Source organism: Geodermatophilus sp. SYSU D00696, from assembly GCF_054050235.1.
In genome coordinates, this window is record NZ_JBJGYY010000003.1 from 158,400 (window position 1) to 184,718 (window position 26,319).

The following is a 26,319-nucleotide window of genomic DNA, read 5'->3' on the forward strand; positions in this document are numbered from 1 at the left end:
GTGACGTTCTCGGTCGTCGCCCGCGACCCGGTCACCGGGGAGATGGGCATCGCCGTCTCCTCCTGCATCCTCGCCGTCGGCCGCGCCGTGCCCAGCGCCCGGCCCGGCGTCGGCGTCGTCGCGGTGCAGGCGCGCAGCCCGCGCGGCCTCGGCCACGTGCTGCTCGGCGGCCTGGCCGAGGGCACGGCGCCGGAGGTGCTGGTGCGCCGGGCCGCGCACGCCGCCGAGGACGTGGACCGGCAGATCGCCGTGCTCGCGCCCGACGGCGCCGTCGCCGCCGACACCGGGCCCGGCTCGTTCCCGGTCAGCGGCCACCTGGTCGGCGACGGGTGGAGCGTGCAGGGCAACATGCTCGGCTCGCCGGAGGTGCTGCCGGCGATGGCTGCGGCCTACCAGGCCGACGACGGCGGGCTGGCCGACCGGTTGCTGGCCGCGCTCACCGCCGGCCAGGACGCCGGCGGCGACCTGCGGGGGCGGCAGTCGGCGGCGCTGCTGGTGGTGAGCGGCGAGCCGGCGTCGGAGGAGGACGACGGCGTGCGGATGGACCTGCGGGTCGACGACTCGGGCGACCCGGTGGCCCAGCTGCGGATGCTGCGCAACCTCCAACGGGCCTACGACGAGCGCGACTACGAGACCCTCGCCCTGTTCGCCCCCGAGGGCGCCCGCGACCTCTACGCCGCGCTGGCCGCCTCCCGCCGGGGCGACCGGGCGGCCGCCCGTGCGGCCCTCGCCGCGGTGCGGCGGCGGCCGGGCTGGTCGGCGTGGCTGGCCTCGATGGCCGGTGACTCGCGACTGACCGCGGTCTCCCGCCTGCTCGACTGATCCCGCCCGGTCAGTTGACGAAGACGCCCATCCCGACGAACAGCGCCCACACCACGCCCAGCCCCAGCAGCACCCGGTCCCGCAGCACGAGCTCCTCGGGCGCGCCGGCTCGGCCCCGGTCGACGTCGACGGCGTACCGGAGGAGCGCCAGGACGAACGGGGCGATCGACAGCGTCTGCCACGGGAACCCCGGGTCGTCCTCGTAGAGCTCGAACGCCCACAGGGAGTAGGTGGTGCAGGTCACCCCGGCCGAGAGGCTCCACACGAAGCGCAGGTAGCTGGCCGAGTACTCCTTCAGCGACCGCCGCGTGGCGGCCTCCTCCCCCACTGCGACCAGCTCCGCGTAGCGCTTGCCCGCCACCATGAACAGCGCGCCGAACGCAGCGACGAGCAGGAACCACTGTGACAGTGCGATCCCCGCCGCCGCACCGCCGGCCACGCCGCGGAGCAGGAACCCCGAGGCGACGACCGCGAGGTCGATGACCGGCTGGTCCTTGAGGAGGTACGCGTAGGCCAACGAGATCCCGGCGTAGGCGCCCAGCACGCCGGCGAGCTGCACCCGGGTGAGGAGCACCGCCGCGACCAACGCCGCGACGAGGAGGACTGTCCCCGCGACGACGGCGAGGGGTACTGGCAGGGCGCCGGCCGCGACCGGCCGGAACCGCTTGGTCGGGTGCCGGCGGTCCTCCTCGACGTCGCGCACGTCGTTGAGGAGGTAGATGCCGCTGGCGACGGCGCAGAAGAGGACGAAGGCGACCAGCGTGGCGCGGAGCACGTCGAGGTCGAGGACCCTCCCCGCGGCGAGCGGAGCCGCGAAGACGAGCACGTTCTTGACCCACTGGCGGGGTCGCATGGTCCGCCAGAGGCCGCGGACGATGCTCAGACCCGTGCGCGGGGGAGGGACCAGCGGGGCGGCCACGGCGACGTTGTCCCGGTACTCCACGGTCCGGCCCGGCGCGGTCTGGCCCTCGACGTCCACTGGTCCGTCCTCCCCGACCGTCGTCGTCCACCCGCCTCCGCGGCGTCGTCCTACCCCCGTGTCGCGTTACCGGTGCCCTGAACGTGGCCGGTCCACTCCCGGCAGGGCGTGAAGAGTACCGACATCGAGCGCCCGCGGGGCGGACGGCTCCGTCACCCGGCCGGGGCCCCCTGCCAGCCCAGCCGGGTCTCCCGGTCGACCCGGAGGTCGTAGGCGTCGGGGGTGTAGGGCAGCTCGAACCGGAAGACCTGCAGGTCGCGGACGTCGGGCCAGTCGGGGAACCGCGTGGCCAGCTCGGTGACCGCGGAGGTCCGCTCGACCGGCGCGAACAGCCCGCCGCGCGGGACCTGCCAGGTGTTGTCGTCCAGTCCCCACGCGCCGGGGCCCGGGCGCCAGACGACGCCGTGGGTCACCGGCTCGGTGACGCCCAGGCGGACGACGGGCTGGCGCTGGCACGGGAAGAGGAAGGACACCTGCCAGGCGGTGGCCACCGCCTCGTCCTCGGGGAGGACGTCCTGCAGGGGCGTCCACGGCAGCACCGAGGGCGAGGTCACGGCCAGCCAACCGCCGGCTCCTCCCGAGCGGTCCTCCGCGGCCAGCCGCACGAGGTCCGGCGCCCCTCCGGCCCCACCGGGGTCGAGGACGAACGTGCGCCACACGGGCGAGTCGACCGCGTCGGTGAGCTGCTGGCGGCCGGTGAGCACCGGCTCCCCGCCGTCCCCGGCCGTCGCGTACTCCACGGAGACCTCGTTGCCGCGGTCGAGACGCCCGGCGGCCAGGACCGTCAGCGCCTCGTCGCCTGCGAGGTCGGGCACGGGGTACCAGGGCGTGGTGAGCGTCCCCGTGGCGTCCTCCCCCTCCGGCGGGGCGAGGGTTCCCCACACGTCCCCGGTCCCGGGCGGGGGCGGGTCGACCGGGAACCAGCCGCCGTCCGGCACGAACGCCGTGCTGGTCGTCGCCGCCGCGTCGTCGCCGGGGACCAGCGGGCGCGCCGCCCCGACGTCGAGGACCTCCATGCCGCCGGCCGCCCCGCAGTCGTCGGCCAGCGGGTCGGCGAGCGCGTCGGCCCAGGGCGACCAGTCGTCGAGCGTCGTCACGGCGGCGTAGGCGAAGCTGCCCAGCAGGTAGGTGAGGCCGGTCCCGAGGCATACGAGGGCGACGACGGGGGCGGCCACCCAGGACCGCGCCCAGGAGCCCCCCGTGCGCCGCCGGACGAGGGTGAGTACACCCAGCACCGCGACCGCCACGACGGCCCAGAGCACGGGGCTGCCCAGCGTCAGCGGGCCCAGGTACGGCGGCACCATCGGCTGGGGCATGCCGGGCAGCCAGCTGTAGGCCCACTGATTGGGCCCCCGCAGCGCCAGCGCGCAGGCCAGCACGAGCGATCCCAGGACGGCCACCGGCACGCCCGCGCCGGTCCGCCGCCCGCGCGTCACCTGCGCGGCGAGCCACGGCAGGCTGACGAGGAAGAGCCCGAGGAACACCGGGCCGAGGCCGGCGAGCGCCCCGAAGTGGTGGGTCCACTTGCTCGGCGTGATCCACAGGAGCAGGAACGCCGCCGCCAGCGACGAGCCGGCCAGCAGAAGCGGGAGAGGCACGGCGACGTCCCGGGCGCGGGCGGCGGCCGCGAGGCCGAGGAACCACAGCAGGGCCACGACCCCGAGCAGCACCGCGGCGCGGCGGGCGTAGGACCCCATCGGGATGGGGCTGAGCAGGAAGTTGTACCGCTGGTACTCGTCGTACCAGGAGTTCTGTTCCTGTACCGAGAGGAACAGCTCCTGGCCGCGCAGGAAGTCGTGCAGCGTGCCGTCCGCGAAGGCCACGACGCTGCCGAGGGCACCGGGGGCGACCACCAGGGCGGTGCGGGTGAGCGCGCCGAGGCGGGAGACGCCGTCGCCCACGAGGGGGACCAGTCGGGGCAGCGCCACCAGGAACGGCGCGAGGGCCACCAGGCCGGTCGGGTGGCAGGTGGCGCTCAGCGCGGCGGCGGTGAGACCGAGGGCCACGGGGAACAGCCGCCGCGTCCGCAGGCCGGTGACCACGCCGGCCAGCGACGCGAGCGCCAGCAGCCCGACGGCCGCCTCCGGCCGCACCCCCATGCCGTAGGGCAGCCACCAGGCGAGGAAGGCCGCGGCCAGGAGCAGCGCCGCCGTGGCCGGGCCCCAGCGCCGCTCGCGGACGGCGGCCGGCAGGGCACCGGGCGCGGCGACGTAGCGCCGGAGCAGCAGCCAGGTGACCAGGCCGGCGACGAGCGCAGGGATCCGCAGGACGACCGGGCTGTCCCCGGCCGGCTGCCACCAGCCGAGCAGTCGGTAGAACCACGTGAAGGGCGTGAAGGACTGGTTGAACAGCTGGTAGTAGTTGCCGACGAACCCCTCCGCCGCGGCGTTGCGGGCCATCGCCGCGTAGTAGCCGTCGTCGTCGGACGCCGGCGCGATGAACAGCCACAGGACCATCGCGCCCACGACGAGGACGTCGACGACGACCGCCGGCAGGCCGCCCCGCGCCCGGGTCCCGGGGTCGGCGGGCCGCGCGGTCCTGCGGTCGGCCCGGCGCAGCAGGACGAGGGACGCGAGTGCCGCCAGCACGACCACGGCGGTCAAGACGAGCTTGGCGACCGTCGGGGTGGTGTTGAACTGGTTGTCGACCTGCAGGGTCACCCTCAGGTCGTCGTCCGAGGGCAGCTGGGCGACGCTCGTGGCCAGGACGTCGACGTCCGGCAGGACGCGGTCACCGCGCGCGGCGCCGACCGGCGACCCGTCCCGTTCGAGGACCACCGCGTCCGGGGTGCCGGTCAGCCGGTACGAGCAGTTCCCGCTGCCGATCGGCTCGTCGAGGAGCGTCTGTCCCCGCAGCACCACGGTGAGGCGGCCGTCCCGTGTGGTGACCAGGAGTCCCTCTCCCGCGGCCGCGGGCTGGTCGGGCACCAGGGTCGACAGGACCACGCCGCCCTCGGCACCGGCGGCGGCCCGCACGGCTCTGCAACTGAACCGCGCGTCGATCGCCTGCGGGGTCTGGTTGGTCAACTCGAGCATGGTGGACGCCGGCCGCGTCGGTTCCTGCGGCCAGGTCGCGGTCGGGACGCTCATCTGCACGGGCGCCAGGAGCAGCAGGACGGCGCCGAGGACGGCCACCAGCGCGACAACGAGCGGGACCAGCCCGGTCACCGGGCGCCGGGCGACGGCGGCTCCGGCGGCACCGCTGCCCGTCTCGCCGGTCTGCTCCTGGTCGATCACGCCCACGCATGCACCCCGTCACTCCGTCCTGTGCCGTTCGCTCCACGACGCGCGCCGCTACGGTGGTCCCGTGCTACCGGGGCGGCCACTGGACCGCAGCGCGTGCGGGACCCGGTCCTGAACCGCCCGGCGCCGCGACTCGCGTCCTCCCTCGGCTGGGCCGCCGTCGGCGTAGCAGGCTCGGGGATCCTCACCTACGCCTACCTTGCCGTGGTGGCGCGGTCGGTGCCAGCGGCCGAGTACGCCGACTTCGGCGCCTTCTGGTCCATCGCGCTCGTCGTGGGACTCGGGGCCTTCCAACCGCTGGAGCTGGAGATCGCCCGGCTGGTGCACCTGGACGGCGGCGGACGCCTGCCGCGGGGGACGGTGCGGGTGGCCGGTGCCATCACCGCCGTCACGCTCCTCGCGGTGCTCGCCGGGTGGCCGCTGCTGCGGCGCGTTCTCGGCGCGGACGTGGCGCTCCTGGTCGCCCTCCTGGTCGTGTGCCTCGGCTCGGCCCCGCAGTTCGTGCTCCGCGGGCTGCTCCTCGGCCGTGGCGCCATACGGCTGCACGGGACCGTGCTGTTCGCCGAGGCCGTGTTGCGGCTGGCCGCGGCAGGGGCGGTGGCCGCCTTCGCCGGGCCCGACGGTGCGGGTGACTTCGGCTGGACGCTGGCCGCCGCGGTGCTGCTGGCCCATGCGCCGGTCCTTCTCCGGTTCGGACGCCGCCGGTCCTCCTCGCCGGGGGACGACCGGAGGCTGCGCCTGCGCTGGGGTGACGTGGGCCACCTCATGGTCGGGTCACTGTGCGCCCAGGCGCTGCTCAACGCGGCACCGGTGCTCGTCACGGCGGTCGCGATGGCGGACGAGCGGGTGCTCGCCGCGCAGTTCGTCGCCGGTTTCACCCTCGTCCGGCTGCCCCTCTTCGTGGCGGTCCCGCTCCAGGGCGCGCTCATCCCGGCGCTGACCGGGGCGGGGGCGAGCCGGGACGCGGTCCGCCGCCTGGTCGGGCGGACCGCTGCCGGCGTGGCGGCGGTGGCCGCGGCCGGTGGCCTCTTGGGGTGGCTGGCCGGCCCGGCGTTGGTGGGGGTGCTCTTCGGGGACCGCTACGCGCTCGACGGCGGCTCCCTCGCGGTGCTCGCCGTCGGCAGCGGGCTGTACCTGGGGCTGCTGCTGACCGGCCAGGCGCTGCTCGTCGACGGGCGGCACCGGGACGTGGCCACGGTGTGGGTCACCGGGCTGGCCGTCGCGGGGGTCGTGTTCGCCGTCGTCCCCGACCTCGTGCTCCGTGCCGGGCTGGCCTTCACCCTCGGGTCCGGGGCTGCGCTGGCGGTCAGCCTCGGGCTCCTGCTGGCCGGCCGGCGTGCCGCGGCCGGCGACCTCGTCGCGTCCACCGACGGAGAGAGAGGAGGCCGGGCATGACCGGTCCGCTGGACCTGCTGGTCGCCCTGGACTACTACACGCCCTACGTCAGCGGCCTGACCAACGTGGCGCGCGACGTCGCCGAGGGCCTCGCCGCGCGCGGGCACCGGGTCCGCGTGCTCACCAGCCGGCACGACCGGTCCCTCCCCGAGCGGGAGGTGCTCAACGGGGTCCAGGTGGAGCGGGCGCCGGTCCTGGCCCGGCTGGGCAAGGGGATCGCGGCTCCGTCGCTGGTCAGCCGGATCGGGCGGGCGGCCCGTGGGGCCGCGGTGACGAACCTGCACCTGCCCATGCCGGAGGCGGCGCTCCTCGCCGGCCGCCTGGCCTCCCCCGTGGCCACCACGTACCACTGCGACGTCAGCCTCCCGCCGGGAGCGGTCAACCGGCTGCAGACCGCGGGGGTGGACGCAGCCAGTCGCAGGGCCCTGACCAGGGCCGACGCTGTCGTGGTGACGAGTGAGGACTACGCGCGGTCCAGCCGGCTCTGGCCGGCCATGGACGGGCGGACGACGGTGATCCCCCCACCGTGCCACGCGCGCCCGGCCGGCCGGCCGCGGTTCCGGGAGACCGGGGGGCCGCACGTCGGCTTCCTGGGCCGGATCGTCGAGGAGAAGGGGCTGGAGTACCTGGTCCGGGCCTTCCGCGCACTCGAGGACCCGGACGCCCGCCTGCTCATCGGCGGCGCCTTCGCCGACGTGGCGGGAGGCTCGGTCGTGGCCCGGGTCCGGGCGGCGATCGGCGACGACACCCGCGTGCGCCTGCTCGGGTTCGTGCCCGACGAGGACCTCGCCGACCTCTACGCGTCACTCGACGTCTTCGCGCTGCCGTCGGTCAACGCCTTCGAGGCCTTCGGCATCGTCCAGGTCGAGGCGATGCTGGCCGGCGTCCCGGTCCTCGCGAGCGACCTGCCGGGCGTCCGGGTCCCGGTGCGGGAGACCGGTTTCGGCACCGTGGTCGCACCACGCGACGTCCCGGGCATCACGGCCGGCCTGCGCCGCCTGGCCACGGATCCACCCGACCCAGGGCGCGGCCGTGAGCAGGCGCGTGCGCGCTACTCCGTCTCGGCGGTGCTGGACGCGCACGAGGAGCTGTTCGCCCGTCTCGCGGTCGAGCGCACCGGGGGGCTGCTGAGCGATCCGCACCGACCCGGTCGGTACCGTCGGCCCCGCCCGGGTGGGCGCTGGAGCGGGTGAGGGGGACACGGGTGGCCGACGCCGACGGGCTGCACATCGCGGTCGTCTACGACTGCTTCTTCCCGGCCACCACGGGTGGCGGGGAGCGGCAGTACCGGGCGTTCGCCGAGCGGTTCGTCGAGCGCGGACACCGGGTCTCGTACCTGACGCGGCGACAGTGGGACGACACGCCACCTCCCGTCCCGGCCGGCCTCGAGGTGGTCGAGGTGGCCGGGCGTGCGCGGCTGTACGACGAGCACGGCGGCCGGCGGCTCCCCCCGGCCCTCGGCTTCGCGCTGGCCGTGTCCCGGCACCTGCTCCGCCGTCGGCGGCGGTACGACGCCGTCCTGGTGAGCGCGCTGCCCGCTCTCAACGTCCCGGCGGTCCGGCTCGCGCTCCTGGGCCGCCGGATGCCGATCTGCGCGGACTTCCTCGAGGTCTGGCGACCGGAGCAGTGGCGCCAGTACTCGGGCGCCGTGGTCGGGCGGATCGCCACGCTGCTGCAGCGGCTCGCGGTCCGACTCAGCCCACTCGCCAGCTGCCACTCACGCATGAACGGACGGCGCCTCGAGGCGGAGGGCCTGCGGACACCACCGGTGATCAGTCCCGGCCTGATCCACGGCGACACGCACGCCGAGGCCCGGCCGGTGCCCGACGAGCCGCCGACCGTGGTGTACGCGGGGCGCATGATCCCCGACAAGCGGGTGGAGTCGATCCCCGCGGCGCTGGCCGAGGCGGGGGCGCGGGTCCCCGCGCTGCGGGCGCGCCTGTTCGGCGACGGCGAGAGCCGCGCGGCGGTGGTGGCGGAGGTCGCCCGTCTCGGTCTGGACGACGTCGTCGAGGTCCCGGGCTTCGTCGCCCAGGACGAGCTGGAGCGCGCGATGGCGGGGGCGGCCTGCCTGGTCAACCCCTCCCGCCGGGAGGGCTACGGGCTGGTGGTCGTCGAGGCGTGCGCGACCGGGACACCCGTCGTGCTGGCCGAGGCGCCGGACAACGCCTCCCTGGAGCTGGTCGAGCCCGGGGTCAACGGAGCGGTCGCCCGCAGCACCGAGCCCGCCGACCTCGGCGCGGCGATCGCCGAGGTGGTGCTCGCCGGGGAGGCCCTGCGGCGATCGACCCGCGCGTGGTTCGAGGAGGCGGCCCGCACCCGCACCATGACCGCCGCTGCGGACGGTGTGCTGGCCGCGCTGACCAACGCCCGGGGTGCGGCTCCGCTGCCCTGACCCGGGCGGTGCGACACCGTCCCTCCCGGTGACCGCGGTGGCCCTGCGTCGACACACGACCCGGGAGCCGGACGTGCTGACGGACCACCACGTGCCGTCCTGAGCTCGCCCGCCTCCGGCCGGCGCGCCGCCGTCCGCGGGAGGCGGACCCGGTGCCACCGGACGGCCCTCCCGGTCCGACCCGTCATGGATCCCTGGAGTCCTGCCGATGACTGTCCCGGTGAGGACCGGTCCGGTCCTGACCGGTCCCACCCGGTGCGACCTGAGGGTCGCCACGAGACATGCCTGTGAGGTCACGTGTCCCGAGTCCACCGTCGTCGTGTGACGCTGGTGCTCGCCGCCCTGGGCGTCTCGGCGGCTGTCGCGGCCGCCGGTGCCGTCCTGGTCGCTCCTCGGTCCAGCGACGGGCCGGAGCAGGCCACGAGCACGGCGACGAGCGTGCCGTCGGTCACGGCGGCGCCGCCCGCGACGGCGTCGGAGACCGCCTCCTCCGTCCCGTCGTCCCCGCCTCCCCGTGACGGCGGCGGAGGGCTCCCCGTGGCCGAGGTCACCCCACCTGCACCCGAGGACGTCGCCACCGACGCACCGCCGCCTTCGGACGGTGACGCGCTGCAGGCCGTCCTCACGTCGGTCACCTGGGAAGCCGCAAACGCCGCGGTGCAGGCCACCGGCTACGTGTCCGGTGTCGTGGAGGTCGGCGGCACCTGCACCCTCACGCTGACCAGCGGCCCGACCGTCCTCAGCACCACCACGCAGGCGCTCGCCGACGCCAGCACGACCTCCTGCGGGCAGATCAGCCTCGCCGACCCGCGGCTGTCGACGGGCACGTGGCAGGCGGTGCTGAGCTACGTCTCCGACACCGGTGAGGGCGCGTCGCAGGCCGCCGAGGTGGTCGTCCCGTGAACCTCGTCGGCCCGTCCAGGCGCCTGCTCGGCCTCGCCGTCTCCGCGGTCTGCTGCGCCGCCCTCCTCATCGTCGGCGCCGGCACGCTGCCGGACGGCACCCCGGCCACCCCGCAGCTGGTGGAGACCGCGGACGTCAGCCAGTTCGACGCCGGCAACATCATCAGCGACGACGTCTTCTTCGACGCGACGTCGATGGACGCCGCTGCCGTCGCCGCCTTCATCAACGCCAAGGGCGCCTCCTGCCGCACCGGCTCCGACGGCACGCCGTGCCTGAAGGACTTCGTGCAGGACACCTACACTCGCAACGCCGACTCGCTGTGTCGCGGCACCTACACCGGCGCCGCCCGCGAGAGCGCGGCGACCATCCTTACCAAGGTCGCCCGCGCCTGCGGCGTCAACCCGCAGGTGCTGCTCGTGCTGATCCAGAAGGAACAGTCGTTGGTGACCAACGACGGTTCGACGCTCTGGGCCAACCGCTACAAGAGCGCCGCCGGCATGGGCTGCCCGGACACCGCGGCGTGCGACGCCGCCTACTACGGGTTCTTCAACCAGGTCTACGGCGCCGCCCGGCAGTTCCAGCGCTACGCAGCCAACCCCACCGGCTACGCGCACGTCGCCGGCCGGACGAACTTCGTGCGCTACTCCCCGAAGGCCGAGTGCGGGGGTTCCCAGGTCTACATCGCCAACCAGGCCACCGCGGGCCTGTACAACTACACGCCCTACCAGCCCACCGCGGCCGCCCTCGCCGCCGGGTACAAGGCGGCGAACGACACCTGCGCGGCATACGGCAACCGCAACTTCTACCTGTACTTCAACGACTGGTTCGGCTCGAGCACCGTGCCATACGTCTCCGGCGGCATCGCGGCGACGTGGAACGCGCTCGGCGGCGCCGGAGGCGTCCTCGGCCAACCCGTCACGCGGATGGTCTGCGGCCTGGAACAGGGCGGCTGCGCCCAGCACTTCCAGGGTGGCTCGGTCTACTGGACCGAGGCGACCGGTGCCCGGGCCGTGCTCGGTCCGGTCCGCGACCTGTGGGCCGCGAGGGGGTGGCAGAGCGGATCGCTCGGGTACCCCACGATGGACACCGTCTGCGGCCAGCGCGACGGCGGCTGCGCCCAGCACTTCCAGGGCGGCTCCGTCTACTGGAGTCCCGCGACCGGCGCCCGCGCGACCAGCGGTGCTGTTCGCAGCGCGTGGGCGGCCCGGGGATGGCAGGACGGCGTCCTCGGCTATCCGGTCACCGACCTCGTGTGCGGTCTGCGCCAGGGCGGGTGTGCACAGCACTTCCAGGGCGGCTCGCTGTACTGGACGGCGCCCACCGGGGCGCAGCTGACCGCGGGCGTGGTCCGGCAGACGTGGGCCGACAGTGGCTGGCAGGACGGGCCCGTCGGCTACCCGACGGCCGAGGTCGTCTGCGGTCTGACCGGCGGCGGCTGCCGGCAGGACTTCCAGTTCGGGTCGGTGACGTGGTCGCCGGCCACCGGTGGACGAGTGGTCTCGGGCGGCATCGGAGGACTGTGGGCAGCCGGTGGCGGTCAGGCAGGCTCCCTCGGCTACCCGACCGGCGCGATGGTCTGCGGTCTGAATCGCAGCGGCTGCAGCCAGCAGTTCCAGGGCGGGGTCGTCACCTGGAGTCCCCAGTCGGGCACCGCTGCCATGTCCGGCGGCATCCTGGCCGCCTGGGCGGCGAGCGGGCACGACCGGAGTTCCTTCGGCTATCCCACCGGCGCCATGACCTGCGGGCACTCCGGCGGTGGCTGCACGCAGCCGTTCCAATACGCCCAGCTGACCTGGTCGCCGGCCACCGGCACCCGGGCCCTGTCCGGCGGCATCGCCGCGCTCTGGGTGTCCACGGGCGGGGCCGACGGCCCGCTCGGCTACCCGACTATGGACATGGTCTGCGGCCTGCGCGGAGGCGGTTGTGCCCAGCACATGACCGGCGCCTCGGCCTACTGGTCCCCCACCACCGGCGTCTGGGCGTCCTGGGGTCCGGTCCGCGACGCCTGGGCCGCCACCGGCTGGGAGAACGGCTACCTCGGCTACCCGACGACGAGCACGACCTGCGGCCTGCGCGACGACGGTTGCACCCAGCGGTTCGCCGCCGGGGAGGTCGCCTGGTCGGCGGCGACCGGCGCCCACGCCGTGTCCGGGGGCTTCGGCGCCACCTGGGTGAACGAGGGACGGGCCGACGGTCCACTGGGCTACCCGACGAGCGACATGGCGTGCACCTCCGCCGGCTGCACCCAGCAGTTCCAGGGCGGCACCCTGTCGTGGGACTCCCGCACCCACGTGATCACTCGGCGCTGACCCGGCCGGACGAGCACGGTGTCGGACCGCTCGGCGGCCGCGGCGCCGTGCTCGTCCGGGTACCCTCGGTGAGGCCCTGCGCCGCCCACCGGCGCCCCGGCGGCTCTGGCGGCTCCTCGGCGTGACCGCCGTTCCTGGAGCGCAGCCGCCCAGGCTGACGCTTCGAGTCGACCAGAGTGAGGTACCCGACGAGATGGCAATGCACCGACCGGCCAGGACCCGTGGGGCATGACGACAACCCACGTCGCCGTCGACCTGATGCACCTGACGGGCCAGCGCGGAGGCACCGAAACCTACGCACACGAGCTGTACCGCGCGATGCCGGCCGTCGCACCCGACCTGCGGTTCACGGCACTGGTGAACGCCGGGACCGAGCTCCCCCTCGACTGGTTCCCCGGAGAGGTGCGACGCATCCCGATGTCCGGGCGCAACCGCGTCGTCTGGGCGGTGGCCGAGTCCCTGGTCGTCGGCCCGGTCGGCCGGCGGCTGGGCGCCGACGTGCTGCACTCCCCGGCCAACTTCGGGCCGGTCTTCCAGGCGCTTCCTACCGTCCTGACGGTGCACGACCTGCTGTCGTTCCGGTTGCCCGACGTGGCAGGCCCGATCGGCCGACCCGTCGGGGTCCTCTGCCGCCGCGCCGCCCGTGCCGCCTCACGGGTCCTCACCGACTCACAGGCCTCGGCCGCCGACATCTCCGAGTTCATCGGTATCGGTCCTGAGCGCGTGGACGTCGTCCCGCTCGCCGCCGGTCGTCCCGCGCCGCCGGACCCCGCCGACCGGCTCCCGGCCGCCGTGCCGGACACCGGCCGGCCACTGGTGCTCAGCACCGGCAACCGGCTCCCCCACAAGGACTTCCCGACGCTCCTGCGCGCGTGGAGCCAGGTGCCCGCCGACGGCCGTCCCCTGCTGGTGGTCACCGGCAGCCAGGGCGACGACCCGCTCCGCCCGCTGGTGACCGAACTGGGTCTCGAGAACGACGTCGTCCTGCTCGGCTGGGTGACGCGCGGTGAACTGGAGGCGCTGTTCGCCCGGGCCGACCTCTACGTATGCCCCTCCCTGTTCGAGGGCTTCGGCCTGCCCGTCCTGGAGGCGATGCAGCGCGGCTGCCCGGTGGTCGCGTCGGACATCCCGGTGCTGCGCGAGGTCGGCGGTGACGCGGCCCGCTACGTGGCCCCGGGTGACCCACGCACCTTCGCCGCGGCGGTGCAGGAGCTCATCGCCTCGCCGGGGCAGCGCGCCGCACTTTCCGCTGCCGGGCGTGCGCGAGCGGGGCGCTTCTCCTGGGAGACCACGGCCCGGCTGACGGCAGCGTCCCTACGCCGAGCTGTGGACGGCGCCCGCTCCTCCGGCGCGCGGACGACCGCCTCGTGAGCGCCTCACCGAGCACGCCCGGCAGCGGTATGTCGTCCGCGCCGGCGCCGGACGCCACCTCCCCGGTATCGATGAGCTCGACAGCGGCGGAGGGTTCCGGTGGCGGCGTGCGCTCGGGACTGACGGTCCTGACCGCATCCATGATCGGCCACGCGGGCAACTACCTGTTCTACGTGGTGGCGGCCCGGATGCTGGGGGCGGCACAGTTCGCCGAGGTCAGCGCCCTGATCGCCTACTCGCTCATCTGCTTCCAGCCACTGAACGGCGTCCAGGCGGCCGCCGCGCGGGACACCGCCCGCCTGGCCGGCCAGGGTGACGCTGCCGGTCTGTCGGGAGTGGTGCGCACGCTGACCCGCGGCAGCGCCTGGGGCGTGCTCGGTCTGACCCTCGCACTGCTCGCCCTCGGCCCGGTGCTGACGTCGTGGCTCGACCTGTCCACGTGGACCCTGGCGGCCGTCGCCGCACTGTGGATCCCGCTGGGCAGCGTGCTGCTGGTGGGCACTGGCATCCTGCAGGGGCTCGGTGGCTTCGGCCGCGTCGCCTTGGTCCTCGCGGGGCCCCTCGGCGCACTGCGCACCTTCCTGCTGCCGCTGTGCATCCTGCTGCTTGGCCTCTCCGGAGCCGTCTGGGCGATGGTCGCGGCCACGGTCGTGGGGCTCCTGCTGCTCGTCGGCCCCGTGCGCCGGGCCGCTCGTCCCGAACCCCGTGCCGTGAGCTTCGCGCCGGGCACCTCGATCCTCGCGCTGCTGGCCTTCGCCAGCCTGACCAACCTCGACCAGCTGGTCGCCAAGGCGACCCTCGCTCCCGAGGTGGCCGGCGTCTACTCGGCCGCGGCGCTCATGGGCAAGGTATCCCTCTACGCCCCGGCTGCCCTGACGATGGTGCTGCTGCCCCGGGTAGCCGCCGATCTGGCGCGCGGACGGGAGCCCGTCCGCCCAGTCCTGCTCACGATGGGCGTCACCGCCGTCACCGGCCTCGTCATCACCGCCGGCCTGGCGCTCGTTCCCAGCTCACTGCTGGCCGCGACCTTCGGCCCGGAGTTCGCCGACGCCGCCCGGCTGATGGTGCCGCTGTCCTTGGTGATGACGCTGGCGTCGCTGCTCTACGTCCACTTGACGCTGGCCATCGCCCGCGGCTCGTGGTCGTTCACGGCGCTGCTCCTCGTCACCGCCCTCGGCCATGCCGCGCTGCTGGCCATGTGGCACGGCTCCCCGAGTGGGGTGATCGCCGCCTCGGCGGTCGCCATCGGCGCCGCCACCCTGGTGCACGAGGTCGCCTCGCCGCACGGCACCATCCGCATGGTCCTGCGCGGGGTGGCCGCGCGGCAGGCGGCATCCGCCTGAGCGCCACCGAGTCCGCGCGGCGGCCAGCGCCCAGGGGCTGGGCCTCCCCGCGGACTCGTGGCGCTCGTGCCCGACGACCACTGCCCCCTCAGGGTGCCGCGGTGGCCTGCCGGGGTGCGTCGGCGACGGCGGCGGCCGGGTCTGGACGCACGCCGGCCGCGGTCGCACCACTGGTGGAGCGGAACCGGCGCAGCCGCAGGCTGTTGGAGACGACGAACACCGAGGAGAACGCCATCGCCGCGCCGGCGAGCATCGGGTTGAGCAGGCCGGCGGCCGCGAGCGGCAGCGCGGCGACGTTGTAGGCGAAGGCCCAGAACAGGTTCTGCCGGATGGTGGTCAGCGTCCGCCGGGACAGCCGGATGGCGTCGGCGGCGGCCCGCAGGTCACCGCGGACCAGGGTGAGGTCACCGGCCTCGATGGCGACGTCGGTGCCGGTGCCCATCGCCAGCCCCAGGTCGGCCTGGGCCAGCGCCGGGGCGTCGTTGACGCCGTCGCCGACCATCGCCACGACCCGGCCCTGCTCCTGCAGCCGCCTGACGACGTCGACCTTGTCCGCGGGCAGCACCTCGGCGACGACCTCGTCGATGCCGACCGCCGCAGCGACCGAGCGGGCGACGGTCTCGTTGTCGCCGGTCAGCAGGACCGGGGTCAGGCCCAGGTCGCGGAGCTGCCGGACGGCCTCGGCGGAGGTGTCCTTGACGGCGTCGGCGACGACGAGGACGCCGCGGGCGGCGCCGTCCCAGGCGACCGCGACCGCGGTCCTGCCCTCGGCCTCGGCCGCGGCCCGCGCGCGCTCCAGCTCGGCGCCGAGGGGCTGGGACCACTCGGCCAGCAGCCGGGGGCGCCCGACGAGCACCGCGTGCCCGTCGACGACGCCCTGCACGCCGAGGCCCTCGACGTTGGTGAAGCCCTCCACGGCCGGCAGGTCGCCGACCGCCTCGGCGGCGCCGGTGGCGACGGCCCGGGCGACGGGGTGCTCGGAGGCGTCCTCCAGGGCGCCGGCCAGCCGCAGCACCTGCCGGCGGTCCTCGCCCGGCGCGACGACGACGTCGAGCAGGGTCATCCGGCCGGTGGTGACCGTGCCGGTCTTGTCGAGCACGACCGTGTCGACCCGCCGGGTGTCCTCCAGCACCTCGGGGCCTCTGATCAGGATGCCGAGCTGCGCGCCGCGCCCGGTGCCGACCATGAGCGCGGTCGGCGTGGCCAGCCCCAGCGCGCAGGGGCAGGCGATGATCAGGACGGCGACCGCGGCGGTGAACGCGGCGGCCAGCCCGCCGCCGGTGCCCAGCCAGAAGCCGAGGGTGCCGACGGCCAGGGCGATGACGACCGGCACGAAGACGCCCGAGACGCGGTCGGCCAGGCGCTGCACCTCGGCCTTGCCGTTCTGCGCGTCCTCCACCAGGCGGGCCATCTGCGCGAGCTGGGTGTCGGCGCCGATCCGGGTGGCCCGCACGACCAGCCGGCCGCCGGCGTTGACGGTGGCGCCGGCGACGGCGTCGCCGGGGCCGACCTCGACCGGCACGGACTCGCCGGTGAGCATCGAGGCGTCCACGGCCGAGGAGCCCTCGGTGACCACGCCGTCGGTGGCGACCTTCTCGCCGGGGCGGACGACGAACAGGTCGCCGACGGTCAGCCGGTCGACCGGGATCCGCTGCTCGCGCCCGCCGCGCAGGACCGAGACCTCCTTCGCGCCGAGCTCGAGCAGGGCGCGCAGCGCGGCGCCGGCGCGGCGCTTCGAGCGGGCCTCGACGTAGCGCCCGGCGAGGATGAACGTGGTCACCCCGGCGGCGGCCTCGAGGTAGATGTTCCCCGCTCCGTCGCTGCGGGCGATGGTCAGCTCGAACGGGTGCGTCATGCCCGGCTCGCCGGCCGTGCCCCAGAAGAGCGCGTACAGCGACCAGGCCAGCGCGGCGAGGGTGCCCATCGAGACGAGCGTGTCCATCGTGGACGTGCCGTGGCGCAGGTTGGTCCACGCGGCCCGGTGGAACGGCCACGCACCCCAGACCACCACCGGAGCCGCCAGGGTGAGCGACAGCCACTGCCAGTTGGTGAACTGCAGCGCCGGGACCATCGCCATCGCGATGACCGGGAGGGTCAGGACGGCGGAGACCACCAGCCGCTGCCGCAGCCCGCGGACGGGGTCGTCGGCCTCGGCGGCCGCCGGCTGCCCGGCCGCCGGGGGCTCGGGCAGGTGCGCGGTGTAGCCGGTCTTCTCCACCGTCGCGATCAGCTCGTCGGGGGTGACGTCACCGGTGACGGTGACCCTCGCCTTCTCGGTGGCGTAGTTGACCGTGGCGGTGACGCCCTCGAGCCGGTTGAGCTTCTTCTCGATGCGCGCCGCGCACGAGGCGCAGGTCATCCCGCCGATCGCCAGCTCGACCTGGCCGCCGCCGGCCGCGGCCGGTGGGGTCGTGCGCTCAGTCGCGGAGCTCATCGTCTTCTTCCTTCGGGACTGCTGGGGTGGGCCGGGGGTGCGTGGCCTCAGCCGTGGCCGTGGCCGTCGTCGGCGTGGCCGTCCTCGGCGGCGGGGCCCGGGGTCGCCGTGCCGCCGCCGGCCGCCGTCTCCCCGGCGCGCACGGTGAACTCGGCGGTGCGCACGACGTCACCGTGCTTGAAGTCCAGGAACAGCCGGTAGTCCCCGGCCGAGGGTGCGGTGGCGGAGAAGGTGATGCCGGGCCCCGGCTGTGTGGTGCCGTCGCCGGGCTCGCCGGCCGGGTGCACGTGCAGGTAGGCCAGGTCGCCGTCGCGGAGGGCGACCAGGTGCCCGTAGGCGGCCAGGTACGGCTGCAGGTCGGTGACCGGCTGCCCGTCCCGGCTGACCGACAGGGTCAGCTCCGACTCCTGCCCCGGGACCAGCCGGCCGTCGAGGGTGACGGTGTACCCGTCGACCTCGGCCGTGGCCGACGGCTCGGGCAGCGGCTGCGGGACGTGGTCGCCGGCGACGGCGACGTCGGTGCCCAGGACGAGCGCGGGGTCCTCGCCGGCGGGGTCGAAGTCGGCGAACAGCCGCCAGGTGCCGGCGGTCAGCTCGAGCGGGATCGACCAGGTGCCGTCGGCGGACAGCTCCGGGTGCACGTGCTGGTAGCCGGTCAGGTCCCGGCGCACCGCGATCAGGTGCAGGTCCTCGTCGTGGGCGGGGTCGTAGGCGGTCACCGGCTGCCCGTCGGGACCGAGGACGCGGAAGGACACCGGGGTGGCCGCGCCGGCCGGCAGGGACCCGTCGGCGTCGAGGGTGTAACCGCTCCCGGAGACCTGCAGGCCGCCGGGCGCGTGGTCGCCGGCGGCGGGTGCCGCTGCGCCGGGGTCCAGCGCGGATCCCGCATGGGTCCCGCCGTGGGGAGCGGCCTCGTGGCCGGCCGCGTCGTCGGCGGCCGCGCCGACGGGGCCGACCGCCTGGCCGATGCCGGCGGCCGCACCGAAGACGGCGACCAACCCGAGCGTGTAGGCGCCGAGCCGGGCAGGGGTGTTCACGGCACGTCCTCCGGTCAGGAGCGGACGAGGCGGGCGATCGCCTCGGAGGCCTCGCGGACCTTCGCGTCGGCCTCCGGGCCGCCCTTCTGCGCGGCGTCGACCACGCAGCCGGCCAGGTGCTCGTCGAGCAGGCCGAGGGAGAACGACTGCAGGGCGCGGGTCGCCGCCGACACCTGGGTCAGGATGTCGATGCAGTACTTGTCGTCCTCGACCATGCGCTGCAGCCCGCGGATCTGGCCCTCGATGCGGCGCAGCCGCTTGAGGTGCTCGTCCTTCGCGTGGGTGTAGCCGGCCATGTCTGTCGGTCTCCTCGTCGGGTGGGACGGATCGGGTGGGTCGCCGGTCAGCCGGGGACGACCTCGTAGCCGGCCTCGTCGACGGCGGCGGCCACCGCGTCGTCGGACACCGGCCGGTCGGCCTCGACGGTGACCCGGCCGGCGGCCAGGTCGACCTGCACGCCGGTCACCCCGGGGATCCTCGAGACCTCGTCGGTCACCGCGCTCGCGCAGTGGCTGCAGGTCATGCCCCGGACGGCGTAGTCGGTGGTGCTCACGGTCGCTCTCCTCTCGTACCGGTACCCCCTAGTGGTACCTAGTACAGGGTATACCCCCACCCGGTACCTCTCGCAAGTGCCGGCACGCCGGACGGGACCGGCGGCCGTCGGGCGTGCCGGGTGAGCTGGTCCGCCGGCCACGCGGACGCCACGATGACCAGGTGACCGGCGCCCGGTGCCGGCGAGGCGGTGAGCACGGAGATGACGGCGACCGACATCCCCCCGCGGGACCCCGGGGAGGTCATCCGGACGCCGGATCAGCGGATCCGGGTCTTCGTCAGCTCCACCCTGGGTGAGCTGGCCGAGGAGCGGCGTGCGGTGCGGGGCGCGATCGAGCGGCTGCACCTGGCGCCGGTGATGTTCGAGCTCGGTGCCCGTCCGCACCCGCCGCGGGACCTGTACCGCGCCTACCTCCGCCAGTCACACGTGTTCGTCGGCATCTACTTCCAGCGCTACGGCTGGGTGGCCCCCGGTGAGGAGGTCTCCGGGCTCGAGGACGAGTTCCGGCTCAGCGACGGGATGCCGCGCCTGCTGTACCTCAAGCGACCTGCGGAGGCGGTGGAGCCGCGTCTCCAGGCCATGCTCGACGAGGTCAGCGAGCACGGCAGCGCCTCCTACCGGCACTTCACCGACGCCACCGAGCTCGCCGGGCTGCTCGAGGACGACCTCGCCGCGCTGCTGAGCGAGCGGTTCATGACCCCGGCCCCCGCCGCTGCGGCAGCCCCGGACGGCCGGCGGGCCCGACCCTCCGCGGCGCCGGTGCCGCTGACGGCGACGGTGGGCCGTGACCGGGACGTCGCCGCCGTCTCCGAGCTGCTCGGCGGGGAGGCGCGGCTGGTGACGGTGACCGGCCCGGGCGGGGTGGGCAAGACCCGCCTCGCCCTCGAGGTGGCCCGCGTGGTGGACGAGCGTTTCCCCGACGGTGTCGCGTTCGTGCCGCTGGAGGACGTCCCGGTCGCCGACCTCGTCCTGCCGACGCTCGCCGGGGCGCTCGGCGTGCCCGGGGCCGGCAGCCGACCGCTCCTCGACCGGCTCGTCGACGACCTGCGCGGCCGGCAGCTGCTGGTGGCACTCGACAACATGGAGCACCTGCGGACCGCCGGCCCGGCCCTGGCCGCGCTGCTCGGCCGCTGCCCGTGGCTCGCGCTGCTGGTCACCAGCCGGCAGGCGCTGCGGCTGCGCGGCGAGCGGGAGTACCCGCTCTCGCCGCTGCCGGTCCCGGCCGACGACGAGCCGGTCGCTGCCGCGCCGGCCGTGCAGCTGTTCGTCCAGCGGGCGGCCGACGTCCACCCCGGCTTCACACTCACCGAGGGCAACCGGGCCGCGATCGCCGAGATCGTGCGCCTGCTCGACGGCCTGCCGCTGGCCATCGAGCTGGCCGCGGCCCGCGCCCGGCTGTTCTCCCCCGTCGCGCTCGCCGACCGGCTGACGCAGCGGCTGGACGTGCTCGGCGGGGGCCCGGACGACCTGCCGGCCCGGCAGCGCACCCTGAGGGCGACCTTGGACTGGAGCTGCCGACTGCTCTCCCCGGCCGAGCAGGCGCTGTTCGCCCGGCTGAGCGTGTTCGCCGGCAGCGCGACGCTCCCGGCGGTCGAGGCGGTGTGCGGTGACGACACCGTGCCGGACGTGCTCGGCGGGGTGTCCTCGCTGCTGGAGAAGAACCTGCTGGTCGCCGACGTCACCGACGACCCGCGGGTGGGCATGCTGCACGTCGTCCGCGCCTACGCCGCCGACCTGCTCCAGGAGCGCGACGAGACCGAGCGGTTCGGCGAGCGGCACGCCCGCTGGTTCGCCGAGCTCGTCGAGCCCGCCGACATCCTCACGCACGACGACGCGCCCAGGTCGTGGCCGCTGCTGGCACGCGAGGCCGACAACCTCCTCGCCGCCGCTCGCTGGGCCGCGGGCCGCGGCGCGGTCGACGTGGTCACCGCACTGGCCCGCCGGCTGTGGCCGTGGCTGATCTACGGCGGTCGGGTCGGCGAGCTGCGCGACGTCGCCCCGGCGGCCACCGACACGGCAGGCGGCGATCCGGCGAGCCGGGAGCAGGCCTTCCTGCACAGCGTCGCGGTCTGCTACGCGCAGACCCAGACCGGGGACCACGCCGCCGCGCTGGCCACGGCCGAGCAGGCCCTGCACCTCGCAGGGGACACCTCGGACCGGGACACCGCGCTGCTCGCGACCGCGGTGCGGCTGCTCCGCGGCGCGCTGCGGCTGTCCCTGGGGCAGACCGCCGGTGTCGCCGACGACCTGGACACCGCCCTGGCCACCGCTCGGCGCCAGGACAACGCCTGGCTGCTCGGGCACGCCACCCTGCACCACGGTGTCTGGCGGGCCCTCATCGGGGATCCCGCCGGGGCGCGCGCCGACCTCGACGAGGCCGCCGCCGTCGCCACCGCGATGGGCCACGACGTCCTCCTCGCCCAGGCGGTCGGGCACCTGGCCGTCCTCGACCTGCTCGCCGGTCACCTGGACGAGTCCGTGGAGCGCCTGCGCCAGCAGATCGAGCACCTCCGGCGGGCCGGCAACCTCGAGGGACTGGCCACTGCCCTGGACACCACGGCGGCGCTGGCAGTCCGGCAGCAGCACTGGGAGACCGCGGCCCGGGCCGCTGCTGCCGCGGAGGCGCTGCGCGGCCGTGTCGGGCTACCCGCCCGGCCGATGACCCGGGACCTGCACGAGGCCGCGGTGGCCGCGACGCTGCGGCGCCTCGGCGACCGCGAGCCCGAGATCCGGGCGTCGGCGAGCGCGGCTGACCCGTGGGTGCTGATCGACGAGGCGCTGGGCGAACTCGCGACCGGGCCCGGAGCCCGGCGCAGCGGCTGACCCCTCGGCCTCGGCCCGTCCGGTGCCGGGGGACGAGCGTCTCAGCGTCCGGCCCGGGTGAGTCGCCGGGGGCGGGCGGTGACGACCGGGGCGGTCAGCCCGATGGCCCCGCGCAGCGCGCGGGGGAAGCGCGGGATGCGGGCGTAGTCGATGCCGCCCCAGGGCGGGCGCGGGTCGTAGTCGACGGCCCGTTGCACGCGGCGAGCAGTGGCCTCGTCGGTCAGGCGGGCGGCGAGGTGCAGGGCCATGTCGATGCCGGCGGAGACCCCGGCGGACGTGATCAGGTCGCCGTCCTCGACCCATCGGCGCTGGTGGTACGTGGCACCCAGGCCCGCGAGGATGCCGGAGTAGAACCAGTTGGTCGTGGCGTCGCGCCCCTCGAGCAGCCCGACCGCGCCGAGGACGAGCGAGCCGGTGCACACCGAGGTGACCAGGTCGGCCGAGGCGGCGGCGGACCGCACGTAGTCGCGGACCAGGGGGTCGGTCATCGCGCGGATGGTGGGCACCGCGCCGCCGGGCACGAGCACGATCGCCGGGTGCGGGACCTCCTCGAAGGTCCGGTCGGGGACCACCGCCACGCCCACGTCGGTCGGCACCGGCTCCCGGCGGGCCCACACGGTCACGGGGCGATGGCCCGGCACGAACCGCTGCAGTGCGGTCAGCACCTGCAGCGGTCCGACCAGGTCCAGCACGGTCAGCCCGGGGTAGAGCACGAAGGCGACGAGCCGCGCGTCGCCTCCCCCGGGATCGGCGGTGGGCGCGCTGTCGGGGTCGCGCAGTGTCCGGGCGAGATCGTCGTCGGAGGGGTCCGGCCCCACCCGGCCGAACGGCGGCTGCGGGTCGTACTCCGCGGACAGCTGGGTCAGCCGGGCGATGGTCGTGCCGCGCAGCCGGGCCAGCAGGGACAGGGTCATGTCCATGCCGGCCGTGCCGCCGGCGGCGGTGTGCAGCCGGCCGTCGGCCCGCCACCGCTCGGTGGCGGGGATCGCGCCCAGCTTCTCCAGCGGCTCGCGGAAGGCCCAGTGGACGGCCGCCCGCCGACCGCCCAGCAGGTCGGCCGCGGCCAGCACGAGAGCCCCGTTGCCGGTGGAGCCGACGACCTCCGCCCCGGTGGCGGCCGAGCGGACGTAGGACAGCAGCCGCTCGTCCTCGGCCGCCGCGAGGGTGGCCGCGCCGCCGCCGGGCACGATCACCGCCCACGGGTTCGGTACCTCCGCGAAGGTGGCGGCCGGCTGCAGCTGCAGCGGCGTGTCGGTGGCCAGCGGCTCGGCGCGCTCGCCGACCACGACCGTGCGGTACCCCATGCCGCCGATGCCGGGGCCCATCAGCACGGTGAGCGGGCCGATCAGGTCCAGCGGCGTCACGCCGGGGTAGACCGGGAACGCGAGGACCTTCTCGGTGCGGGGCATGGCGGTCTCCTTCGGGTGCTCGGCGTGGTTCAGTTCCGGACGTGGTGCGGGGCCGCCTCCGCGTCGGGCGCACCGCGCGGCCCGGGCGCGGATGCGCTGCTCCTCGCGGCGGCGTCGACCACGTGGGCGGCGTCGTCGGCGACGAAGCCCAGCAGCGCCGAGCCCCGCGTGTGCTGCCAGGACAGGCCGAGGAAGTACAGCCCGGGGACTTCGGTGACGCCGCGGCGATGGGCGACGCGGCCGTCGCGGAGCACGTCGGGGATGTCGATCCAGGAGTGGTCGGGCCGGTAGCCGGTGGCCCAGACGACGACGGCGACCTCGTTGCTGGCGCCGTCGGCGAAGCGGACGGTGCGACCGGCGGCACCGACCAGCCGCGGTCGGAACTGGACGCCTGCCCGCTGCAGCCCGCGCCGGCTGCTGCCGATGAGGAACTCGCCGCGGGTCTGCATCCGCCGTCCGAGCCGGGAGCCGGCGGTCACCCGCATCAGACGGAGCCGGGTCAGCCACCAGAACAGGTCGCGGTCGAGCAGCCGCTGCGGCAACGCCGGGTACGCCGAGCCGACCGACAGCTCGACCGCCCGGGTCCCGGCCAGCTCCTCGGCGATCTGGAAGCCGGAGTTGCCCCCGCCGACCACCAGGACGGGCCCCTCGGGCAGCGCCGCGGGGCTGCGGTACCCGGAGCTGTGCAGCTGGGTCACCGAGGCGTCCAGCCCGGCGGCCAGCGGGGGGACGAACGGGGTCTGGAACGGTCCGGTGGCGACGACGACCTGCCGGGCGTCGTACGTCCGGTTGGCGGTGGCGAGCCGGAACCCGCCGTCGGTGCGTTCCAGCCGGGTGACCCGCGCGTCCAGCTGCACCGGCAGGTCGAAGGCGGCGGCGTAGTCGCGCAGGTAGTCGGCGACCGCCTCCTTGCCCGGGTAGCTGCCGGCCGGCGCCGGGAACGGCAGGCCGGGCAGCGCGTCGTGCTCGGCCGGGGTGAACAGCCGCAGCGAGTCCCACCGCGTGTGCCAGGTGTGCCCGAGCTCCGGCGCGGCCTCCAGGACCAGGAACCGGAGCCCCCGCTCGCGCAGGTGCCAGGCGGCGGCCAGGCCGGCCTGCCCGCCGCCCACCACCACGACGTCGAAAGGCTCGGCCGGGGGGGTCACGGGGTCACCGCCCGGTCGACGGTGAAGCTGAACATCATCCCGGCGTGCATGTGCTCGGCGATGTGGCAGTGCGCCATCCACAGGCCGGGGTTGGTGACGTCGAGGAGGACGTCGACGGTCTGTCCGGTCGGGATGAGCACGGTGTCCTTCCACACCAGGTTGGGCTCGGGCACGCCGTCCCGGGCGAGGACGAGGAACCGACCGGCGCCGTGGACGTGGAACGGGTGGTGCATCGGGTGGTCGGAGTCCATCTCGTTGACCAGCCGGATCTTGACCCGCTGTCCGGCGGTGAACCGCCAGTCGACCGGCAGCCCGTCGCGGCCGGCGGTGCGGTCGAGCAGCTTCCAGCGCATCGTCTCGGCGGTGGTGGTCCGGTTCACCTCGGCCATCTCGTCCTCCCACTCGATCCCGTCGGCGGTGGCGGGACCGTGGTGGTGGGCGTGCGGGGAGGCGGCGTCGTGGCCCGTGTCGTGGCCCGTGTCGTGGCCGACGGCGGCGCCGGCCGGGGTCGTCGCCATCAGCCTCATGCCGCACCTCGGGCAGCGCCCGGGCTGTTCGCTGACCACCTCGGGGTGCATCGGGCAGGCGTAGGTCACCGGGCCGGCCGCCGAGGCCGCGCCCGGGTCGTCCATCTCCGCGACGATGGCGAGGGTCTTGTCCGGCGGCGCGGCCAGCCACGCGCCGAGCCGCTCCCGCTCGGCGGCCAGCTCCGGTGCGGTGCGCAGCGCCTCGAACTGCTCGGCCAGCGGCGGCTCGGCGACCTCGTCGCTGACCGTGATCGTCGCCAGCCGGTGGGTCCGGTTCGGGGTGCGGTGCTCCAGCGCGAACTCGCCCGGCCGGTCGAACAGCACGTCGACGACGGCCCGCTCCGACGGCGCCAGCACCACGTCGTCGACGAACTGCTCGTGCTCCACCCGGCCGCTGTCCCCGCCGACGAGCTTCATCCGCGCTCCGGGCACGCCGATCCGGAAGACGCGGCTGTTGGCCGTGTCGACCAACCACAACCGGAGGACCTCACCGGTCCTCGCGGTGAACGCCGGGGCTGTCTCGCCGCCGGTGAGCATCAGGTTGCCGTAGCGGCCCATCGCCGCGTAGCTGGTCTCGGTGCGGCTGAACGGGGCGATCACACCGTCCTCGAGCAGCAGGTCGTCGAGGGTGAGCACCACGTCGCGGTGCGCCGGTGGCCAGTAGTCCGGCTCGGTCGGCTCGACCAGGATGCAGCCGTAGAGACCCAGCTCCTGGGTGACGTCCTCGCGGACGTGCGGGTGGTACCAGTACAGCCCCGGGTCGGGGAACTGGATGCGGTAGGTGAACTCCCCGCCCGGCGGGATCGGCGCCTGGGTCTCGTGCGGCACCCCGTCGAAGCGGTTCTCCAGGCGCAACCCGTGCCAGTGCACCGTGGTGTCCAGGTCGGTGCCGTTGCTGACGTGCACGACGACCTCCGAGCCCTGCCGCACCTTCAGCGTGGGGCCGGGGATCGAGCCGTTGTAGCCGAGCATCCGCACCGTGGTGTCGCCCAGCCGCTTCGCGACCGGAGCAGGGCGCAGGCGCAGTTCGTCGCCGGGGCCCAGCACGAGCACCTCGGGCCGCGTGGCCTCCGGCAGGTCGGTGGTGTCGGTGGAGAAGGTGTCCACGGGAGGTCCTCCGGTGGGTGGGTGACGGGTCCTCGGCCACGGCGGGCCGGGGCGGTGAGGCGGAGCCCGCCCCGGGACACGGGCGCACCGGGCACGCGGTCCCCGCGACGGCGCGACGTCGTCGACAGCTCGGTGCTCATGGCGCCTCCCGGGCGGGCTGCCAGTCCAGCCCCCTCGGGGTGACCTGTCCAGACGCCTCCGCACGGCGGGCGCTCCTCGGCGGTCACCGGGCCCGGATCCGGACGTGTCCGATGACCGGCCCGCGCGGCCGACTGCCGCATCCGCCTCCACGGCCGCACACGACCGCGGGCCAGGGAGTCCCCACCGCATGGAGCACGGGTTCCGCACACCGGTGCCACTGGAGCCCCACCCCGACAGCCTCGCCATGCGCACCGATGAGGTGTCCGTTGCGGGCATCGCGGCCGGCAGCGGCACCGAGGTGCTGCGCCCCTCCGACGGCGAGCTCCTGTGCCCGATGCGACGGCACCGGCGAACCCACGTCGGCACGGCTGCGCGGCCGTGGGC

The 26,319-nt window shown here is 75.3% G+C and carries 18 protein-coding genes; 9 read left to right on the plus strand and 9 right to left on the minus strand.

All coding sequences use genetic code 11. The annotated features are described in order from the left end of the window. The gene (locus tag ACI79O_RS03830) at positions 1-822 is read left to right on the plus strand and encodes a DUF1028 domain-containing protein (protein WP_456887760.1); all 822 of its coding nucleotides are present in this window, start codon (positions 1-3) and stop codon (positions 820-822) included. 10 nt (positions 823-832) lie between these two features. Here ACI79O_RS03830 and ACI79O_RS03835 read toward each other — a convergent pair whose 3' ends face one another. Beyond that, on the minus strand, positions 833-1,801 hold the full coding sequence (locus ACI79O_RS03835) for a decaprenyl-phosphate phosphoribosyltransferase (protein WP_456913407.1): 969 nt from the start codon (positions 1,799-1,801) through the stop codon (positions 833-835). Between the two features lie 152 nt (positions 1,802-1,953). Continuing rightward, positions 1,954-5,043, minus strand: a complete 3,090-nt coding sequence (locus ACI79O_RS03840) for an arabinosyltransferase domain-containing protein (protein WP_456913408.1) — start codon at positions 5,041-5,043, stop codon at positions 1,954-1,956. 96 nt (positions 5,044-5,139) lie between these two features. Between ACI79O_RS03840 and ACI79O_RS03845 the strand changes: the two genes are divergently transcribed. The 7 genes from ACI79O_RS03845 to ACI79O_RS03875 all read left to right on the plus strand — a co-directional run bounded on the left by ACI79O_RS03845 (position 5,140) and on the right by ACI79O_RS03875 (position 14,759). Beyond that, positions 5,140-6,438 carry a lipopolysaccharide biosynthesis protein gene (locus ACI79O_RS03845; RefSeq protein WP_456887753.1) on the plus strand — a complete coding sequence of 433 codons (1,299 nt, stop codon included), beginning with the start codon at positions 5,140-5,142 and terminating at the stop codon, positions 6,436-6,438. Continuing rightward, a complete protein-coding gene (locus ACI79O_RS03850; RefSeq protein WP_456887751.1) occupies positions 6,435-7,631 on the plus strand; it encodes a glycosyltransferase family 4 protein in 1,197 nt (398 codons plus the stop codon). The genes ACI79O_RS03845 and ACI79O_RS03850 overlap by 4 nt, the downstream gene beginning before the upstream one ends. 11 nt (positions 7,632-7,642) lie before the next feature. Continuing rightward, positions 7,643-8,833: a glycosyltransferase family 4 protein gene (locus ACI79O_RS03855; protein ID WP_456913409.1), complete on the plus strand. Its 1,191-nt coding sequence runs from the start codon at positions 7,643-7,645 to the stop codon at positions 8,831-8,833. A 321-nt stretch (positions 8,834-9,154) separates the two neighbouring features. Beyond that, positions 9,155-9,736, plus strand: coding sequence for a hypothetical protein (locus ACI79O_RS03860; RefSeq protein WP_456887747.1), 582 nt, complete (start codon positions 9,155-9,157; stop codon positions 9,734-9,736). Continuing rightward, positions 9,733-12,045 (plus strand): LGFP repeat-containing protein, encoded by a 2,313-nt coding sequence (locus ACI79O_RS03865; protein ID WP_456913410.1) that lies wholly within the window; start codon positions 9,733-9,735, stop codon positions 12,043-12,045. The genes ACI79O_RS03860 and ACI79O_RS03865 overlap by 4 nt, the downstream gene beginning before the upstream one ends. Positions 12,046-12,273: 228 nt before the next feature. Further along, a complete protein-coding gene (locus ACI79O_RS03870; RefSeq protein WP_456887742.1) occupies positions 12,274-13,416 on the plus strand; it encodes a glycosyltransferase family 4 protein in 1,143 nt (380 codons plus the stop codon). A 107-nt stretch (positions 13,417-13,523) separates the two neighbouring features. Beyond that, the gene (locus tag ACI79O_RS03875) at positions 13,524-14,759 is read left to right on the plus strand and encodes a hypothetical protein (RefSeq protein ID WP_456887741.1); all 1,236 of its coding nucleotides are present in this window, start codon (positions 13,524-13,526) and stop codon (positions 14,757-14,759) included. Between the two features lie 88 nt (positions 14,760-14,847). Here ACI79O_RS03875 and ACI79O_RS03880 read toward each other — a convergent pair whose 3' ends face one another. From ACI79O_RS03880 to ACI79O_RS03895, 4 genes are read right to left on the minus strand one after another with little or no spacing between them, the layout of a single operon-like run. Further along, on the minus strand, positions 14,848-17,193 hold the full coding sequence (locus ACI79O_RS03880) for a heavy metal translocating P-type ATPase (protein WP_456913411.1): 2,346 nt from the start codon (positions 17,191-17,193) through the stop codon (positions 14,848-14,850). A 47-nt stretch (positions 17,194-17,240) separates the two neighbouring features. Continuing rightward, entirely contained in the window at positions 17,241-18,230 is a 990-nt protein-coding gene (locus ACI79O_RS03885; protein WP_456913412.1) for a hypothetical protein, read from the minus strand. Between the two features lie 14 nt (positions 18,231-18,244). Then, the gene (locus ACI79O_RS03890; protein ID WP_456877176.1) at positions 18,245-18,526 is read right to left on the minus strand and encodes a metal-sensitive transcriptional regulator; all 282 of its coding nucleotides are present in this window, start codon (positions 18,524-18,526) and stop codon (positions 18,245-18,247) included. Positions 18,527-18,573: 47 nt separating this feature from the next. Then, the gene (locus ACI79O_RS03895; RefSeq protein ID WP_456877175.1) at positions 18,574-18,783 is read right to left on the minus strand and encodes a heavy-metal-associated domain-containing protein; all 210 of its coding nucleotides are present in this window, start codon (positions 18,781-18,783) and stop codon (positions 18,574-18,576) included. Between the two features lie 201 nt (positions 18,784-18,984). On the opposite strand from ACI79O_RS03895, the gene ACI79O_RS03900 reads away from it, so the two are divergent. Continuing rightward, entirely contained in the window at positions 18,985-21,606 is a 2,622-nt protein-coding gene (locus tag ACI79O_RS03900; RefSeq protein ID WP_456913413.1) for an ATP-binding protein, read from the plus strand. Positions 21,607-21,647: 41 nt separating this feature from the next. Here the strand turns inward: ACI79O_RS03900 and ACI79O_RS03905 are convergent, their stop codons facing one another. Genes ACI79O_RS03905 through ACI79O_RS03915 form a run of 3 tightly spaced genes read right to left on the minus strand, consistent with a single transcriptional unit; the run spans position 21,648 to position 25,794 of the window. Then, the gene (locus ACI79O_RS03905; RefSeq protein WP_456913414.1) at positions 21,648-23,015 is read right to left on the minus strand and encodes a DJ-1/PfpI family protein; all 1,368 of its coding nucleotides are present in this window, start codon (positions 23,013-23,015) and stop codon (positions 21,648-21,650) included. 29 nt (positions 23,016-23,044) lie between these two features. Continuing rightward, on the minus strand, positions 23,045-24,160 hold the full coding sequence (locus ACI79O_RS03910; protein WP_456887730.1) for a flavin-containing monooxygenase: 1,116 nt from the start codon (positions 24,158-24,160) through the stop codon (positions 23,045-23,047). Then, positions 24,157-25,794: a multicopper oxidase domain-containing protein gene (locus ACI79O_RS03915; protein WP_456913415.1), complete on the minus strand. Its 1,638-nt coding sequence runs from the start codon at positions 25,792-25,794 to the stop codon at positions 24,157-24,159. The genes ACI79O_RS03910 and ACI79O_RS03915 overlap by 4 nt, the downstream gene beginning before the upstream one ends. Positions 25,795-26,319 lie beyond the last annotated feature (525 nt).